The sequence below is a fragment of the Lacipirellula limnantheis genome, assembly GCF_007746075.1.
GTDB classification, from domain to species: Bacteria; Planctomycetota; Planctomycetia; order Pirellulales; family Lacipirellulaceae; genus Lacipirellula; species Lacipirellula limnantheis.
This window is the reverse complement of the sequence record NZ_CP036339.1, coordinates 3436917-3454523: the sequence shown is the minus strand read 5'-3', so window position 1 is coordinate 3454523 and position 17607 is coordinate 3436917. Positions and strand designations below refer to the sequence as shown.

The window sequence follows — 17607 nt, the reverse complement described above, 5'->3', positions numbered from 1 at the left end:
CGCCGCGCGTCGCAGTGACAGGTAGCGACTCAGCATGCGCCGGTGAAACTGTATCTATGGTAAACGACCCTCCAAATGTGCGATCACTTTTTGAGCGGGCCTTGGACCTGGCGTCCGCCGAAGAGCGCGCGACGTTCCTCGACGAGGCCTGTGCCGATCTCCCGGCGCTCCGCGCAAGCGTCGAGAACTTGCTTGAAGCTCACTTTAAGGCCGGCAGTTTTCTCTCGACAGCCGTCATTGACGACCAACTGACGCGGCTGCGCGTCGCCGAGGAACCTGGCTCCGTCATTGGCTCTTATAAACTCCTCGAACAAATCGGCGAGGGGGGGTTTGGGGTCGTCTTCATGGCCGAGCAAGAGCGACCCATTCGGCGGCGGGTTGCGTTGAAGATTATCAAGCTGGGCATGGATACGCGCCAAGTCGTCGCCCGATTCGAAGCCGAGCGTCAAGCCTTGGCGATGATGGATCATCCGCATATCGCGAAAGTGTTCGACGCCGGGTCGACCGAGTCCGGCCGGCCGTACTTCGTCATGGAACTTGTCCCGGGCCTTTCCATTACCGATCACTGCGACAGGCGAAGTCTAACGACGCGCGAACGCCTGCAGCTGTTCGCCGTCGCCTGTCGCGCCGTGCAGCACGCTCATCAACGCGGGATCATTCACCGCGATCTCAAGCCCTCCAACGTGATGGTGACGATGCATGACGATCGACCAGTCACGAAGATCATCGACTTTGGCGTGGCCAAGGCGGTTGACGCCCAACTCACTGAGAAAACGCTGTTCACCGGCTTCGGACAAATGATCGGGACGCCGATGTATATGAGTCCCGAGCAAGCGCAACTGAACGGTCTCGACGTAGACACGCGGAGCGACATTTATTCGCTGGGAGTGTTGCTCTATCAACTCGTGACGGGCACGACCCCGTTTGACGAATCGACCTTGAAGGTCGCCGGCTTTGACGGCATGCGGCGAATTTTGCAGGAAGAGGAACCGCCCCGGCCCAGCGACCGCCTGAGCACGCTCGACGTTGATCAACTGTCAACTCTGGCCGAGCGGCGGAAGGTCGATCCTCGCAAACTCCGCGAGTCGCTGCGCGGCGAGGTCGACTGGATTGTGATGAAGTGCCTGGAAAAGGACCGCAATCGTCGCTACGACTCCGCCAGTGCATTGGCCGAGGACATTGAGAATCATTTGCTGGACGGTCCCGTTCAGGCCTGCCCTCCTTCCCTGGCCTATCGCCTACGAAAGTTTGGCAGGCGACACAAGGCGCCATTAGCGACGGCCGTCGCCTTAGGTCTCGCGGCGCTGCTGGCTGTCGGAAGCCTGATCAGCAACGTCCTGGTGATGGCGGCCAGCAACGAGCAGGTGAAGGGCGAGCAGCGAGAAACTTCCAGAGCCCTGGAACGCGAGCAAGAAACTTCGTACGTCCAGCGCATCGCGTTGGCTGAGCGGGAGCTGAATGCCGGCAACGTCGGTCGCGCCGAGGAGCTCCTCGATGAGTGTCCGAACGAACGACGGGGCTGGGAATGGCACTTCCTGAAACGTCAGAGGTACGGGACGTCCCCTCCGCTGCGTCATACTTCAACCGTGGTCCGCGTCGTCTACAGCCCCGACGGCCGTCAGCTCGCGATGGCGGGAATTGATGGAATCGTGGTCCTCCGGGATGCTCAGTCGGGAACAACGATCCGCACTTTAGAGCAACAGACGGTCCAACAAGGCGGCGCTCTGATTCGAGGCCTCGCCTTTAGCCCAAATGGTCAGTGCCTAGCCGTCGCCCGTCAGGACGGCCGGATTCGAATCTGGGACGTCTCAACTGGAAAGCCGCTTCATACGCTGGAGGGCCATCAAGGGCCGACATGGCAGGTCGCTTTCAGCCCGGACAGCCGCCTGCTCGTCTCCGGCGGCGCTGATCGAATCGTCCGGGTGTGGGACGTTGCCAGCGGTAACTTATTGGATGTATTTTCGCCTCACCCCTCGGCAGTCAAGGGAGTGGCTTTTCGGCCCGACGGCACGTCGGTGGTGGCGGCCTGTGAGGACGGCACCGTCAAGGTCTGGGACCGGGCCGCGGGCCGCGAGACGTTTGTCTTCAAAGGGGACCTGCTGGCATATCCCTTCAGCGCATGGTTCAGTCCCGACGCAAGTCGGCTGGCTTGGTCGTGTCTGGACGGTTTTGTCAAGGTTTGGAACACGACGACCGGACGCTTAGAAATCTCGCAGCAAAGCAACACGCACCAGTGCCGCGCCGTCGCCTTTAGTCCAGACGGCGAGCGGCTGGCGCTGGCCGGCTTCGACGGCACCGTGCGGCTCCTAGACGCCGTCAATGGTCGTGAACTGCTCACGATATTCGCCCACAATAGCATGGTCGCCAACGTCGCCTTCAGTCCCGATGGAAGTCAACTGGCCTCCGCCAGCTACGACAATACGGTCCGCCTTTGGGACGCTGCGCCGCTGACCGGAGCTCCCCCGGACCCCCAATGCGTTACGCTCGGCGGCCATACCGACAAAGTCTCTGACTTAGCGTTTAGCTCCGATGGAAAATGGTTGGCGACGGCCAGTTGGGACCACACCATTCAACTCTGGGAGATTCTTCGTCAAGAGGCAGCGCCGGCTTCGTCACCCGAACGCGAATCGACGGGTGGATTGCCGGCGATATTCAGACCGCGATACTCGCTGCGCGGGCATCGCGGAATTGTCACTGGCGTGGCGTTCGCCGCTGACGGACGGACGATTGCATCGGTTGGCTGGGACAACGCGTGCAAGATATGGGACATAGAATCTCCCGTTGGAGATTCGCTTGTCGAACGGCGGTCCATGGCGTACGACCAACGACTTCACTGCGTCGCATTCAGCCCGAATGATCGACTGTTGGCTATCGGTCAAGATGCAGGCATTGCGCTGGTCGACCCGACCAATGGCCAGCCCTCCCAGCCGCCAAAGGCGACTCCTGCGCCAGTCCCGAGCGTCGCCTTTCATCCCGACAGCTCGTTTTTTGTCTCGGCCGGGGCCTCCGACCCTGCGGTGAAAATCTGGGACGTCGCCAAACCGCAGCATTTGTTTGAGATACGACACAACTCCAATCCTAATGGTAGCGTCGCCGTCAGTATGGATGGACGGCGGATCGCTACGCCCGGCCGCGACCAACCTGCGGGCGACAATACGGTGAAGATCTGGGAGGTGGATTGGGCGGCGAGAACATACACGGAGTTCCGTACGCTCAAGGGACATCGGGGGTATGCCTGGAAAGTCGCCTTCAGCCCCAACGGACGGTTCTTGGCCTCGGGCAGCTGGGACTCAACCGTCAAAGTTTGGGACCTAGAGGCTCCCGCGATGACCGAGCCCGTCACGCTGAAGGGTCATGCCGGCTTTGTCCAGTGCTTGGCGTTCAGCCCGGACGGCAGCTTGCTCGCGTCGGGGAGCGGCCACGCCGGCCACGGCGAGGTGATGGTTTGGGACGCCTCCCTTTGGACGACGGCGCGACCCACGTTGAGCGTCGCATCGAGCACGTCAGCGAAAGAGGGCGGCGATGTCGCAGACTGATCGATTTCGTCAATCGCAGGCGATGACCCTCGTCGAGCTCCTCACGGTGATCGCCATCGTTGGCATACTGCTGGCGCTCTTGTTACCGGGGTTGCAGGCGGCGCGGGAGTCAGCGCGGCGCGCGACGTGTCTCAACAACCTGAAGGGGTTCGGCCTGTCCGCTCAGAACTTTCACAGCGTTAACGGGCGGTTCCCCACTGGCGGCCGACTTCCAGTCGATCAGAGCGGTCGCCCCGCCCATGGCGCTAACGTATGGGTCGAGTTGCTCGCCTTCCTAGAAGAGAACAATCTCTCCGCCGTTTGGGATCACCAAGACAATCGCCACAACGTCGCGGGAGGTCCTCATGCGGTTGGCGCGCAGGTTATCGCCGCGCTGATCTGCCCCACAGATTCGCTTCCCGAGAGCGTGACGGAGTTGACGGCGGCATACTCGGCGTCCCCGCCTTGGTCGCGCGGTCACTACGGCATGAGCAGTTACGGCGGCGTCGCGGGCCGCCGCTCGGTCAATCCGGGCGGTCCGCCCGATTTCCCCGGGATCTCCCGTGACGGCATCTTCTTTCTCGGTAGCCGGGTTCGACTGGCCGACGTGACCGATGGAAGTAGTCAGACGCTGTTGTTTGGCGAGCGATACCATGAAGACGCCGAATTCGATCTTCGCCGTCCCGCCGTCTTACCCGGCGTGGCTCCAATGGCGGAGCTGGGGAGATGGAGCTACGTCGCTAATCCAGGCGTCATGGCGAATGCAACGTTGCACTCGGCCGTCGACGTCAACTTTCAGGCGCCGCCCCTAGCGAATCGGCAGGCGATGGATGATCGGGTATGTGCCTTCGGCAGCGGTCATCCAGGAGGCGCCAACTTTGCGTTCGCCGATGGCTCGGCGCGCTTCCTGACGGAAACGGTTCCGCTAACGCACCTGCAGACGTTGAGCGGATATCAGGACGAATGAGCGCCTCCGGTCGTCGGACTATTCCAGCAAGCTTCTCTCCTGATGGCAGCTGAGGTAAGGAACCAAATGCGCCTCATCTGACGGCGAACGCCTTCACGTCGCCCACCTTCACCGCAGCATCGAATGCGTGAGCTCCTGACATTTGCGTTCAATCCGTCGCCGTCAGCCATCGGTCACTGAAGCCAATCGCGGCTGGCCGCAGGAAGGGATTTCAGCGGTCCGGTCCTCTCGCCACGCGTAAACCGGCTGCGTCCCTACCGCGTCATTGCCTACTCGCTCGCTTCACGACGATAACCTTCGCCCCCGATAGACGAAGTTTTCTGCTAAAGATTTCTTTTTCAGTGGCACAGTTGGGCGCTGCGCGTCGCAGTAACTGGTAACGATCTTGTATCGCAAGCGTTTGCTGGGCAGAGGAACTACATCCCCATGCACGGTGCGCGTTCTTGCTGCCGATGCGCCGCTAACCATTCCTGTAGAAAGTTCGATCCAATGTCACGTTATCTAACGGCTCTGCGACTCGCGATGGCAGTTGCCGTCTCTTCAGCGGCGTTGGCCTCGCGGCACGCGGCGGCGGCCGTCTATTCGATCAGCGAGGTCATGCACGACTTGGCCAGCCCGCGCGGTCTCGCGCTGGGACCCGACGGCGGAATCTACGTGGCCGAAGCCGGCAGCGGCGGCAGCGGTCCGAGCGTGGTCCTCGGTAACGGGAATACGGCGTTCTTAGGCGCCACCAGTAGTCTGTCGCGACTGCTGGGAGGAGTTCAAGAGCGCGTGTTGACCGACTTGCCTTCCATCGCGACTGCGGCAGGACTCGACGCGAGCGGGTTGCAAGACGTCGCCTTTGACGGCCTGGGGCAGGCGTACGGGCTATTCTCCTTTGGTTCCGAATCGTCACAACGAGATGCGAATCTGGGAACGGCCGGAGCCAATCTCGGCAGAATCGTTCGACTGCCACTAAGCGGCGGCGGAGTCGAGCCGATCGCCGATCTCGCAAGTCATGAGGGCTTGACCAATCCAGCGGGCGGCGCGACCGACAGCAACCCCTTTGGCGTGGCGATCGCGTCCAATGGCGATTTTCTTGTGGCCGACGCCGGCGGCAACAGCTTCCTGAAAGCAAGCCCGGCTGGCGCCGTCTCGACGCTGGGCGTCCTGCCAGCGCGTCCCAATCCGCTGCCGTTTGGCCCGCCGGTGTTCCAGTCGGTTCCGACGACCATTGCGGTGGGCCCCGACGGCGCTTACTACATCGGGCAGTTGACAGGTTTTCCGTTTCCTCCAGGAGCGGCGAATGTCTACCGTTTCGACCCAACAACGAACGTCCTCAGCGTGGCCCATACGGGTTTCACCAACATCATCGACCTTACATTTGACGAGGTCGGCAACTTGTTCGTGCTGCAAATTACTACGAACGGATTGGCGTCTGCTACCGGTCCAGGTCCAGGGGCGCTGTTCAAAATCGACGGCGTGACCGGCGACCGCACGTTGATCGCTAGCGAGGGACTGTTGTTCCCCGGCAGCGTGCTGGCCGGGCCAGACGGAGCGCTTTATGTCTCGAATCGAACGAACGCCCCCACCGGCGGACAGGTGCTGCGACTGACGCCTGTGCCGGAGCCAAGCTCGGTCGGAATCTTGTGGACGTTACTTCTCATGGGGAGTGCAAGCGCCCGACGTCTGAAAACAAAAGGAACCCTCCAATGCAGAAGAACTTGATCCCATTTGTGATTCTATTGAACGCTCTCGTGCAGATCTCTCACGTCTGTTGCGCTGCACCAAGCATTGGCGACGAGCTGTTCAAGCTCACCGCCAGCGACAGCACCCCGTTTCGTGTCTTTGGCACGTCCGTCGCGGTCAGCGGCCAGCTCGCCCTCGTGGGATCCCCCGGAAGCGGCAACGGCGGGTTCAGTCCGGGGTCAGCCCATCTGTTCGATGTATCCACGGGACATGAGTTGTGGAACTTCACATCCGCTGAGGCAGCGCCGCAACATCAGTTCGGCAGCTCCGTCGCGCTCAGCGGCAATCGAGCAATTGTGGGGGCCTATGGGGACCCCACCGCAGGCGGTGGTGCCGCCTACGTGTTTGACGTCTCGACAGGCCAAGAGCTGTTCAAGCTTGTTGTCGACGATGCGCACATTGGCAACACAGTCGCCATCAGCGGCGACGTGGCTGTCGTTGGGTCCTACTCAGATACAGCATACTTATTCAACGTCACCACCGGCAAACAGCTATTCAAGCTGACTGCCTCCGATACCGTTCCGAACGATTACTTCGGTTTCTCCGTCGGCATCAGCGGCAACATGGCCATCGTCGGCTCACTCAATAACGCGGCTTACCTCTTTGATGTGACGACCGGCCAGGAGCTGTTGAAACTGAGCGACCCGAACCCCGCAGCACACGCGTTCGGTCAATCCGTCGCAATCAGCGGCAACACGGCCCTCGTCGGCTCGCCGGTCATCGGTTCCGCCGCGGCAACCCTGTTCGACGTGACAACCGGATTGGCTCTTGCAAAGCTCACCGCTCCCGAATCGCCAGATTTATTCGGCATCTCTGTGGCAATTGACGGCAACACGGCAATCGTCGGTGGCTGGTCCTACGAGGAGAGCATACGCTCGGCTTTCCTCTTTGACGCGATCACGGGACAGCCACGCGCCAAGCTCATCCCCTCCGACGACATGGCGCTCCATTTCCAGGAAGTGAACTTTGGCGAGGCCGTCGCCATCAGCGGTGACTTTGCAGTCGTCGGATTCTCACAGGATAAGGCTTTCACGGGCTCAGCCTACGTTTATTCCATTGTGCCCGAACCCGCGAGCCTATTGCTCGGGTGCCTTGGCGCCACACTGCTCCCGGGGCGGAAATCGCCGGAGCGAAGGCAAGAGCGTGGCGTCCGGTCGATCCACGCCAGATAACTAGCTCGCGTATCTGCTCAGCCGACAACCCCGACAGAAGGCTCCCATGACAAACCAATGCAACGTCCCTGTCGCGGCGTTCGTGAGCGCGTTGCTCGCCGCTTACTCCTGGTTTCCGTCGGCACGCGCCGACATCTATCAGTGGGAGTACATCAACCCGGCCAACCCCGGTTTGGGGAAGCAACAGAGCTCGACGCTTACGCCCGACGGCGCGGGCGCCGTCGTCGCGCCCGGAGCTTTTCTGCCGGGTCGCAACCTGACCAAGGCGTACCTGATCGGCGCGGACCTGGGCGGGTATTGGGTGGACGGCGGTGAGATTGGCCAGTCGTACATTATTTACAGCGATCTTTCCGGGTCGAATCTTACCCAGGCCGACCTGACCAACGCGACGGTCTACTACTCCACACTGAACAGCGCCAATTTCACGAATGCTGAAGTGCGGGGGGCGCAGTTCGACTCGTCGGACTTTACGGCTGCACAGCTCTATTCCACGGCCAGCTATCAAGCTCAGAATCTGTCCAGAATCAGTTTGAGTTACAACTATCTGACCAACTGGAATCTGGCGAACCAGAACCTCGCCAATGCCAACTTCGCCTATGCGACGCTAACGGGCGCGAACTTCACTAACGCCGTCGTGAGCGGGGCGACGTTCGACCGCCAGGACTACCTCGGCGGGACCGGCATCTCGGCGGCGCAACTTGCGTCGACGGCGAGTTATCAGGTCCATGATTTGACCGGGATCGGCCTAGCCGGCAACAATCTTTCCGGCGCGAACCTCTCCGGCCAGAGTCTCGCCACGGCGCGCTTCCAATATGCCACCCTCGTCAATGCCAATTTTAGCCAGGCGAACCTTACCAACGGGGCGCTCAACGGGGCGACGCTGACCGGCGCCAACCTGAACCAAGCCAACCTTACCGGCGCGAATTTTAGCGGCGCAACGCTCACCGGCGCCACCTTCAGCGGGGCCGAAGTGCGAGGGGCGAGCATTTCGAGTATTTCGGCGGCACAACTCTACACAACGGCGAGCTACCAGGCTCATGACCTCACCGGCATCGGGCTGGGCGGCGCGAACCTAGCGGGCGCGGATTTCACTTCGCAGAATCTAACGAATGCAGGTTTAGGCGGCGCTGCCCTCGCCAATGCCAATTTCAGCCAGGCAATTCTTGCCAACGCGTACTTCGGCGGCGCCACGCTGACCAATGCCAATTTCAGTCAGGTCAATCTCACGAACGTTTCCTTCTATCAGGCGTCCCTGACAGGCGCAACCTTCACCGGGGCTCAAATCCGGGGGGCAGATTTCACCGACTATGGCGCCGGAGGCATTTCCAAATCTCAGATCTATTCCACCGCCAGTTATCAGGCTCACGATCTAGCAGGCATTAAACTTTCCGGCAACGACCTGAAGAACGGCAATTTCGTCGGCCAAGATCTGAGCCATGCCGACCTGTCACTTACGACGTCCTCCAACGCAAACTTTAGCAATGCGAATCTTGAGAGCGCCGGCTTTTACGGTGCGAGCGTCAACAACGCCAACCTCAGCCAAGCAAATCTAAAGGACGCCTACTTTACGTATGCGCATCTCACTGGCGCCAGCCTCGTGGGAGCCAATGTCCAGGGCGCCAACTTTTATCGACAGGCGGATCCCTTGGGAGACTATGGCAGCGGATTAACCGTCGCTCAGCTGCAGTCGACGGCCAGCTATCAGGCCCGCGACTTGCGAGGCATTGGGCTGGTGGGCAGCAAATTGGCGGGCGTCAATCTCGCCGGACAAGACCTCACAGCGGCCACATTCGGCGACGTCAATAGCCATGCCGACCTGACAGGGGCGACTTTGTTGGGAGCCAATCTCTCAAACGCTACGTTGTCCTATGCGACTCTTCAGAACGCCAATCTCAGCCAGACCAACCTCACGAATGCGACTCTCTGGCAAGCCAACCTCACTGGGGTGAATTTTACCGGGGCCGACGTGCGAGGCGCAAACTTCAGCCACAACTACAATTCTGCGGCGCTGACGCTTGAGCAACTTTATTCCACCTTGAGTTACCAGACTCGCGACCTGAGCGGAATCAACCTGGGAGGGTTTGGTCTTATCGGCGCCAACTTCGCAGAACAAACGTTAACGAATGCGACGTTTGCTGACGGATCGATCGGCGGTTCCAACTTAGCCGGCGCCGACTTCCGCCGAGCCAATCTGACGAATGCCTTTTTCGCGAATTCCAACCTTGCAGGAGCCAACTTCACGAACGCGAATCTCACGGGCGCGCGCCTGGGGCACGAAGACTCCTTTTACGGGGGAGCCGATCTTACCGGCGCGAACTTCAGTCACGCGAATCTCGCCAATGCCAATTTCGCCGGCGCGCTGATTTACGATGAATTCGGCGGCTCGAGCAGCGTCCCTGGAGCCAACCTGACCAACGCGAATCTGAGCGGGGCCGACTCGCGCGGCGCTCGCTTCGAATGGGCGACGCTGGTTGGCGTCAATTCGAGCAACCTGATTCACTCCGACGGCCATATACTCGGCTTGAATCTGGCGAACGACTCAGCATTGATCGTGCGGGATTATGACGGCAACCAGTCAGCATCGCCGCCGGTTGGCTCGCTGCCCATTATCGTCGAGCAACAAGCGATGGTGAGCGCGACCGGCACGCTACGCCTAGAGTTCGACGCCGATATTTGGGATTCGACGATCTCGTTCGCCGCCGGCATTCCCGTCGCGCTCGGCGGAACGCTGGAGTTAGCGTTTGCCGAAGGGACGAATCCCGTCGCCCAAATTGGCCGTGTCATCGACCTGTTCGATTGGCAAGGAGTCACGCCGACTGGCGCGTTCCATGTCGCAAGCCCTTACGGCTGGGATCTGTCCCGTCTTTACACCACCGGCGAAGTGATCCTTACCACAGTTGCGGGACAGACTAGCGGCGATTTCAGCGGTGACGGCGTGGTTGACGCAGCGGACCTGGCGTCTTGGAAAGCAGGCTTTGGCACGTGGGAGGGCGCGACGCGGGCGGCTGGCGATGCTGACCGTGATGGAGACGTCGATGGCGCCGATTTCTTGGCCTGGCAGCAGCAGTTTGACCTGCAAGTGCCGACCGCGCCCGCCACTGCGCGCATCCCCGAGCCGGCGACCGCCACGCTGATCTTACTGGTAGCGGGCGCTTTAATCCTTGCGAAGCCTAATTCACTTGCTGAGCCGCTTAACTCACTCCATTGCTCAGCTGGGGACGGCTCCCGTTCCTAATCCAATGTTCCCGTAGCGAGGGGAAGTCTTTTGTCATCCACGCTTAGGCTTCTCGCCTGACGCTTAAGCCCCTTGGAGGGCGGCGTCTCAGTCACATTGGCCACGTTGAGTTCCGACAGCCCCCTGCCCTCGTGCTTCCACCGTCGCAAATGTCGCCGCATGCTGGCCACGCATCAGTAGGAAGACACACGTTTCAGACTGCGATTGGCGCCTATGCCGATTCCTTTTGACCGCATAAGGTCGAATTCTAATCTTCTCGACAACTTTGAATGGGTCGTTGTCCGCTGCGACGGCGACATCCGCGGCTCCGTTGTCCTCGGTCGCCCATGCCCCGCCGACGGATGGCGCATACCGGCTTATTGTCTTGAAGTCTCCGTCGGTAACTCGTCTCAGCTACGAAAGTTTGCAAGCCTCGCGGCTAGACATGGAATGACGCAACTTGCGTCCGACGTGTCGCCTGCCCTACGCCGGCCGCTAGCAACTGGACAGCATCAGCAGTGCGACATTCCATCGAGCCGCCCGCGCCGACGCTGATCTTCGCGAGTTGGAACGACTGACGTTTGCCGTCCGCACGGCGGTCAATCCAGACGATTGCCGGGACCGGACGCCGCCGACTTGGAGCGGGCGATTCGCAGCGCAGTTGGGCTCCGTGGCGATTGGCCCGCCGGGCAGGGCAAGCTTTACGCCACTGGCGTTTCGCGTTTGATCGCCAGCGTTTTGACCAAATGGCAAAGCGGTTCCATCAGGATTTCCCACGGGGCAACTTCCATCGTTGACCCAAAAGTCTAAGCGGTCGTCAACTTGCTCCATGCGAAAGCGATAGCCGCGCAGCGCAAAATGGATTGCGTTATCTTGCGACGCGTCGTAGGGATCAACGACGAGATGACGCAGCGTGCGGACTTGCTGGTGAACCGTCGTGAGCGAGCCGCCATACGGCAACTCGGCGACAACTTGCCACGCCGATTGCGGCGTTGTAGTAGCTTCCGTGTTCGTTGGCATACCGACTGGCTCCGCGTTATACGGCTCGGGACGATCCGCCAATCGGAGCGGCGGGTTGTTTCGGTTCGTGGTGCGACTTAAGGGAACATCGGGTCAGCGGCGGGATCAGCTTGGCCAGGGGTTCGAAGAGAATATCGGCGGGGCAATCGGGCTCGCTGACCAACATATCGATATGGTCGCCGCGCTTTGCGGCACGAAACTTGTACCCGCGATAGTAAAACGAGATTGCGTTGTCTGTGGACGGATCGAACGAACCGCAAATCGCATGGCGGAGTTTGCGCATCTCTGCGTATACGGGCGCCAAATCGTTGAACGGCAGCTCCGCGAGGACAAGCCAATTGTCCGGTCGCTTATTCGCGTTGCCGATTAGCGTTGCGTCCATTTCGGTGGTCCATAGTGTGAAGCCGCCAATTGCAATCTAGGCCGAAATCGCACACACGCCACGCATCGATGTCCTTCCATCTTGCGAGCGCCACGCCCAAAGTCACGTGCAAATGGCAATAGAATAAACACCCCAATCGGAGTTACCCCAATACTCCAATTTCGCGACCGTCTAACCCGCCCTTAGCGCGACGGCGCCGGGAGTTCAACCGCCATCGGTCAGGCTCGGTGCTTAGTTGCGGGCGGAGATAGAGACACGGCGACCCCGGAATGTGGCGGTAGAAGTGGGGCCGCCGCGGCAAGGTGGATCAATAACGCGGCGGCCGGACCCCAGCCAATCAACGTTGCAAACCGGCCGCCGCGCTACGAGTGTGACGCTGAGTTTATCCCCCATTTGTGAAGACAGCGGTTTGCTGCAAATGAAGCGTTGAGATTTTCCCGGACTTAATTAGGAGCATCGCCTTGGTGAAAAGCGTGGGAGACGAAGACGGCCGCAAGCACATGTAGTTCCTGGGGCCGGACGGCGAGCGAAAGACGTTCCGATCTTGGCAAGGTCGCCAAGCGGCGGGCAAAGCCGTGAACGTTCACGTCGAACAGTTGGCTCATGCAATCGGCAAGAACACCGCCCCCCTGCTGGCAATAACGCAATGGTTTGCTCGATTCCAAGACGCTAGGGCAAGCTGGTCGCCGTCGGCTTGGCAGCCGATTGCTCTGCGGCCGCGGCGCAGGACATTAATCCGTCCGGCTCGATGCTTCATCTCGAACGGCGACGTATTCCGCCTGCGGCGAGGAGACCCGTTACGATCAATGCCAGCGCCGTTGGCTCCGGAACGGGCGACCATTTGACGGCGTAAGACGTTTGGCCATCCGATGCGAAGCCGACGATGACGCCGCTGGCGTCGATGGATTGGGCTTCGGAAGTGATGAATGCGGGACCCAACCCGACCAGCAGCGAATGGAGATCGAAGACGCTGGCGGCGGTTCCTTGCCAGAGAAGGGCGTGGTCGTTGCCGCCAGTGGCTGAGCCTTGCCCAAAACCGACTTGTTTCATTCCGGCAACGCCGACAGCCTCGGTCCGATTGAATCCGCTCGGGTTGAGGTCGATGACGCTGGCGGCGGAGCCGTGCCACAATAACGCATGTCGATCGCCGCCGAAGGGTGACGAGACAAAGCCGCGTCCCACCTGGCTGTCTTGCGAAACCCCGCGGGCGGAGCTTGCGGCAAAGCCGGCGGGATGAAGCGTCGTGAGCGTGTGAGAGGGGCCCGTCCAGAGAACGGCTTGGTCGTAGCCCCCGAAATTTGACTGGCGAGCTGTGCCGACGATGTTGTCCCCAAAAACGGCGGCGGCGACGGAGCCCGCGTAGCCGGCAGGATGCAGGTCAACGGCGCTGGCCGCCGAGCCGTGCCAGAGGAGCGCGTGTCCGCCGCCCCCGCTGGGGTTGGTAATCAGACCGCCGCCGCCGACCTGTGCGTTTCCCGATACTCCGTAGGCTTGACTGCTGTAGAACCCGGCCGGGTTCAGATCGACGTAGCTCGCGGCCGTGCCGTTCCACAGCAGCGCATGGCTGTCGGCGTTCGTGGTCGTCCAACCGTACCCCGCCTGATGATTGCCATCGACGGCGTAGGCGAACGACGACCACTCTGGCCCGGGGTTGAGGCTCACGAAGGCGTTCGTCGCGCCGTTCCACAAGATCGCGTCCGGATACGAATTTCCGACAATGCTTGTGCCCGAGACGCCGTAGGCAGCCGCACCGTTAGCACCCGGGGATGAAAGCAGCGTCGCCTGGTAGGCGGCTCCAGCGGCGCTGCCGGCAGTCATCATCACAAGCAGCGTGGCGGCCAGCACCCCGGCCCTGTTGCGAAGTCGTCGCATCATTGATTCACCCTTTCGTCGCCTATCAAGTCCAAGGTACGTGTCTCGACGATAGCGCCCTCGAAAGCGTCGCTACTGCAACGAATCACGCGCCCTCGCCGACTTCACGGATAACTGACGCCAGCATGTCGCAGAGAGCAGGCCGAAACCAAGAATTGCGATGGACCCCGGCTCCGGTACAGCCGTGAGTTTCACTTCGGTGATGAGGTATTGCACGGACGATTCGACGTATTGGTAGGGTTCCAAAAAGTCGAGCGTATCACCGTCGTTGAACGACATGGAGGTGCGAAACGATCGATTGGGGAAGCCAAGGTAAGTGGATGGACTGAGGGGCACCGACAACCCAGTGATGTAATCGGCGCCGCCGGTTACAGCGCCAGTGAATCCAAGAAACGATTGGATTGCAAAGAAGTCGGCTTGCGACTGGTAAAGCGCCGGAGGGCTACTGAGCCCAGACACGCTGTTGACAAAGGCGACGAAGTTAACTGTATCGCGAGTCGTCCCGGCAAAATCGAAGTTATTGAACACCGTGGCGGCGTGAGCCGACGAATTGCCGCCAACATGAACTACGGAGCCTGAGGAATCCAACAACTCGTATGACAGACCTTGGAGCCCTCCGAAATCGTAGTCGGCAACATTGCCGCTCGCCGGCGGATCAGTCGCTGTGAATCGATAGGTCGCCTTAAACGAGCCTCCGGCCAGTCGGGTCGCGTCGTAAAGCGAAGGCAAGTGGCCCTCAACATTCGTTGCTCCATCGAAGCCATACGACTGGCTCGCCGTCGACTCAAATGGACCTGAAGCGGTAAGCACATAGTCCGCGGCGCCGGCGTCCAAGGCCCCGCCGGCGATGCAAGCTGCAACTACGACCGCTAAAGCACCTTGCTTTCCTGTCGGGGTCGTTGATCTATAGGTTGATCGAGAGATGCTGCGTCGACGCGGAGAATTCTTGAGTCCGAGGACGCCCGCCGCAAATGCGATTGTCGCCAAAACGCATTGAGAGGGCTCGGGCACCACTTGTAGTTGCAGCGTCTTAATGCGAAATCTGGCTTCAGCGTAGCTAGGCTCTCCATTTCCGTCGGCAATGTAGATCTGCCCCGTGGCAGACGCAAACTTCGACAGGAGGGGCGCCGACAGGGGGAGATCGGTCGACGAGAGCGCCGTCCCTGTAGGATCGACGAGGTCAATGCCCATTCCCAGATACGGGTAAAACACTCCGTCGGGGTCATTGACTGGATCTCCGGTCCAATCCGTAAAGTGTATCGGAAACTCTAACGGACTCTGCACGCTGTAAGCGTCGCCAACGACGAACCCCGTGCTGTCATTGAGCACGCGAATTGCGTAGTAAACCGGCCCTCCGCTCGTCGTGTAGTGATAACCGCCGATTGCCAGGTTCATTTTCACTGGCAGCACGGGAATGCTGGAGTTGCCGCCGGTTGCGAAAAAGTATCGGTACCCGACCTCCGACGAGTCGTTGAAGTAGGTTTGCTTCTCGTAGCCTGGATCGAAAAAGTTGTACATTCCTTCAATCGGCGTACCAACGTTAATTGAGTCGGCAAACCAGTTGAGGTCGTCAACGACTTCGGTAACTTCGCCCGTGAAGCGAGCCAGATATTCGAAAGCGGATGCCTCGCCCGTGGCTACGCTTAGGAACAAGCCAGCTGTCAATGCCGCTGACAGTCGCGAACAAAGCAGATGGTTAAACGTTTTCATTAGGAAGGTCTCATTTGAGGTGGAGTGGCAAGAGCAAGGTATAGGTTCCGTCACACGCGCTCTCGTTTTTGATGGCTAGCCCGTTAAGCCGTTGTCCTACTAACCCAGGAGGTCCGCGATGGCGAATCAGGAGCGAGATTGGGCGGACGAATAAGTTGCAGATCAAATAAGGCATAAGCAGACGATGCGTCCCTGCCGCTCGGGGCTCGCCGAACGCGATTCACAAACACTCACGGCCTATCGGCAAGGGTCGGACGTCAGCTTTTCCGCTTTACGCGCTTGCTGCCACCCGTACTCGTCTCCGGCTGGGGGCACTCGCTCACGGCAGCAGCGAATGAGACCGGCACTTCGTGTACTGAGCATGCTAAACGCACGTTTCGCAAAATCTATTGGGCTAATTAGCTCAATCCCGCCGAGCCCTTCCCGCTCTCCCGCTTGGGAAATTAGGAGGTCGGACAACCGAAAGCACACATCGCCGCACCCTCGCGGTTGGCGTCGATAGCTGGTTAGCTCGCTGGCGACTAGCACCCGCGGCGCGAAAGCGAGCAACTCTCGGCATCTGCCCGCCCATCCGGGCGCGAAGCCTTGAAAAGCCGTCGCAGATTGTCGCAGATAGATTTCTCCATGGGTGCAATGCTTGACCGAGCAGAATGTGGGTGTACGATCGCGTGGGTTAGGCTTGCATCTCCTGATTCCCCGTCGCTGTCGCGCCGCGCCGTGCTTGGGGAGCCCGAAGAGCGCACTAGCAGATCGTGGCTAGTCCTACTTGCGAAAGCAATTGAGCCAAACAGCCTAAGCAAATCACCAGACAGTCGCAGTCACTGGGCGGAAGTGCCGCGAGTCTCACCAACCGAGGCGTCATCCCAGCATGTCGACGCGAATTGCGAGACGGAAACTAACCGCCGCCCATCGGCTCGTCACCGATGTCTGTCAGTTGGGAAACGACGCCGAGCGCTGGACGGATTGTCTGATGGCCGGCTTGCGCGACCTGTTCGACGCGCGATTCGTGGCGATCGCGTTAGCGCCCTTGCCCCGCCGACCTGATGAATGGGTCCGTGCCGAAATCGCACTGCAACGAGGTCTTAACCAGCAGGAAGCGGAGATTTGGCGCCGTGGTTATTGGGCGGAAGGAAACGCCTTCAAGAGCGAATTCCTGCGGAGATCAGTCGCTATTGCTTCTCATTTTGTCACTGTGCGTCGACAAGACGTGATGACCGACGACGAATGGTATTCATCCGAAGTCGCGCGTGAGATCCATCAGGCGATCGGAATTGACGCACAAATGGAATCTCATTTTGTGGCCATGAGCATTCGTCGCATCTTTGGGATGGCGGTGCACCGCGAATGGGGCAAGCCGCAGTACACCGTTTCCGAGCGGCGAGATTTTCGTAGAGTGCATTTGGAGTTGGCTCGTGCATGGCGTCAGCGAATCGTGACCCCGGTCGGCGAGGATCCACTTATCGAGGGCTTGCCAGAACGACTCCGCCAGGTTCTGTGGTTGCTCTGCGCTGGACGGAGCGAAAAGGAAATCGCCAGCGAATTAGATTTGAGCCCGCGAACCGTCCATAACCACGTCACTCGGCTGTACGACACCTTGGAAGTCCACAGCCGAGGCGAACTACTGGCCCGCGCCTTGACTCGGACTCGCTCATCGGCAGTGGAACTGCCGGATGCGAAGTCGAACGAATTCACGAGCCCGTGAGTTTCAACGCGCTGGGAACTTGCCGCTAGACGATTGCCCCGTCTTGAGCCAGCGACGGGGCCGTAGATCGGCCCGCCATCCTGGGTATTCCTTAGACGCGACGCTCTATGCGCTGATCACTGGATGCCCACCATTTCAGGCGTCCAACTTCAGTCGGTTGGCCTATGCCTGCGAACGTTGGCGAAGTTGGCCGAAGTGGCGGCGATCGAGCAGAGGCGGAACATCTCTGGAGTGAGCGATCGGCCGCGGCGGGGCATACGTCCGACAAGTGCCTAACGACGATGACGCACGTTGCAGTTGCTGGTCTTACGCCGAGCCCAACGAT

The 17607-nt window shown here is 60.2% G+C and carries 10 protein-coding genes; 6 read left to right on the top strand and 4 right to left on the bottom strand.

Annotated elements, in window-relative coordinates; translation table 11 throughout:
• Window positions 1-77: 77 nt before the first annotated feature.
• From I41_RS13295 to I41_RS13275, 5 genes are all read left to right on the top strand, one after another.
• A complete protein-coding gene (locus I41_RS13295; RefSeq protein WP_246133661.1) occupies window positions 78-3536 on the top strand; it encodes a WD40 domain-containing protein in 3459 nt (1152 codons plus the stop codon).
• Complete coding sequence (locus I41_RS13290) at window positions 3523-4482, top strand: DUF1559 domain-containing protein (RefSeq protein ID WP_145433151.1); 960 nt, start codon at window positions 3523-3525, stop codon at window positions 4480-4482. Before I41_RS13295 ends, I41_RS13290 begins: the two co-directional genes overlap by 14 nt.
• Window positions 4483-4971: 489 nt before the next feature.
• Window positions 4972-6189, top strand: coding sequence for a ScyD/ScyE family protein (locus I41_RS13285; protein ID WP_168206888.1), 1218 nt, complete (start codon window positions 4972-4974; stop codon window positions 6187-6189).
• Window positions 6174-7382 carry a WD40 repeat domain-containing protein gene (locus tag I41_RS13280; RefSeq protein ID WP_145433149.1) on the top strand — a complete coding sequence of 403 codons (1209 nt, stop codon included), beginning with the start codon at window positions 6174-6176 and terminating at the stop codon, window positions 7380-7382. Before I41_RS13285 ends, I41_RS13280 begins: the two co-directional genes overlap by 16 nt.
• Window positions 7383-7428: 46 nt before the next feature.
• Window positions 7429-10617, top strand: a complete 3189-nt coding sequence (locus tag I41_RS13275; protein WP_145433148.1) for a pentapeptide repeat-containing protein — start codon at window positions 7429-7431, stop codon at window positions 10615-10617.
• Between the two features lie 474 nt (window positions 10618-11091).
• Here I41_RS13275 and I41_RS13270 read toward each other — a convergent pair whose 3' ends face one another.
• From I41_RS13270 to I41_RS13255, 4 genes are all read right to left on the bottom strand, one after another.
• A complete protein-coding gene (locus I41_RS13270) occupies window positions 11092-11616 on the bottom strand; it encodes a hypothetical protein (RefSeq protein ID WP_145433147.1) in 525 nt (174 codons plus the stop codon).
• Between the two features lie 16 nt (window positions 11617-11632).
• Window positions 11633-11998 (bottom strand): hypothetical protein, encoded by a 366-nt coding sequence (locus I41_RS13265; RefSeq protein WP_145433146.1) that lies wholly within the window; start codon window positions 11996-11998, stop codon window positions 11633-11635.
• A 753-nt stretch (window positions 11999-12751) separates the two neighbouring features.
• Window positions 12752-13873, bottom strand: a complete 1122-nt coding sequence (locus tag I41_RS13260; RefSeq protein WP_145433145.1) for a PEP-CTERM sorting domain-containing protein — start codon at window positions 13871-13873, stop codon at window positions 12752-12754.
• Window positions 13874-13942: 69 nt separating this feature from the next.
• Window positions 13943-15580, bottom strand: coding sequence for a PEP-CTERM sorting domain-containing protein (locus I41_RS13255; RefSeq protein ID WP_145433144.1), 1638 nt, complete (start codon window positions 15578-15580; stop codon window positions 13943-13945).
• 934 nt (window positions 15581-16514) lie between these two features.
• Between I41_RS13255 and I41_RS13250 the strand changes: the two genes are divergently transcribed.
• Window positions 16515-17282 (top strand): helix-turn-helix transcriptional regulator, encoded by a 768-nt coding sequence (locus tag I41_RS13250; RefSeq protein ID WP_168206887.1) that lies wholly within the window; start codon window positions 16515-16517, stop codon window positions 17280-17282.
• Window positions 17283-17607 lie beyond the last annotated feature (325 nt).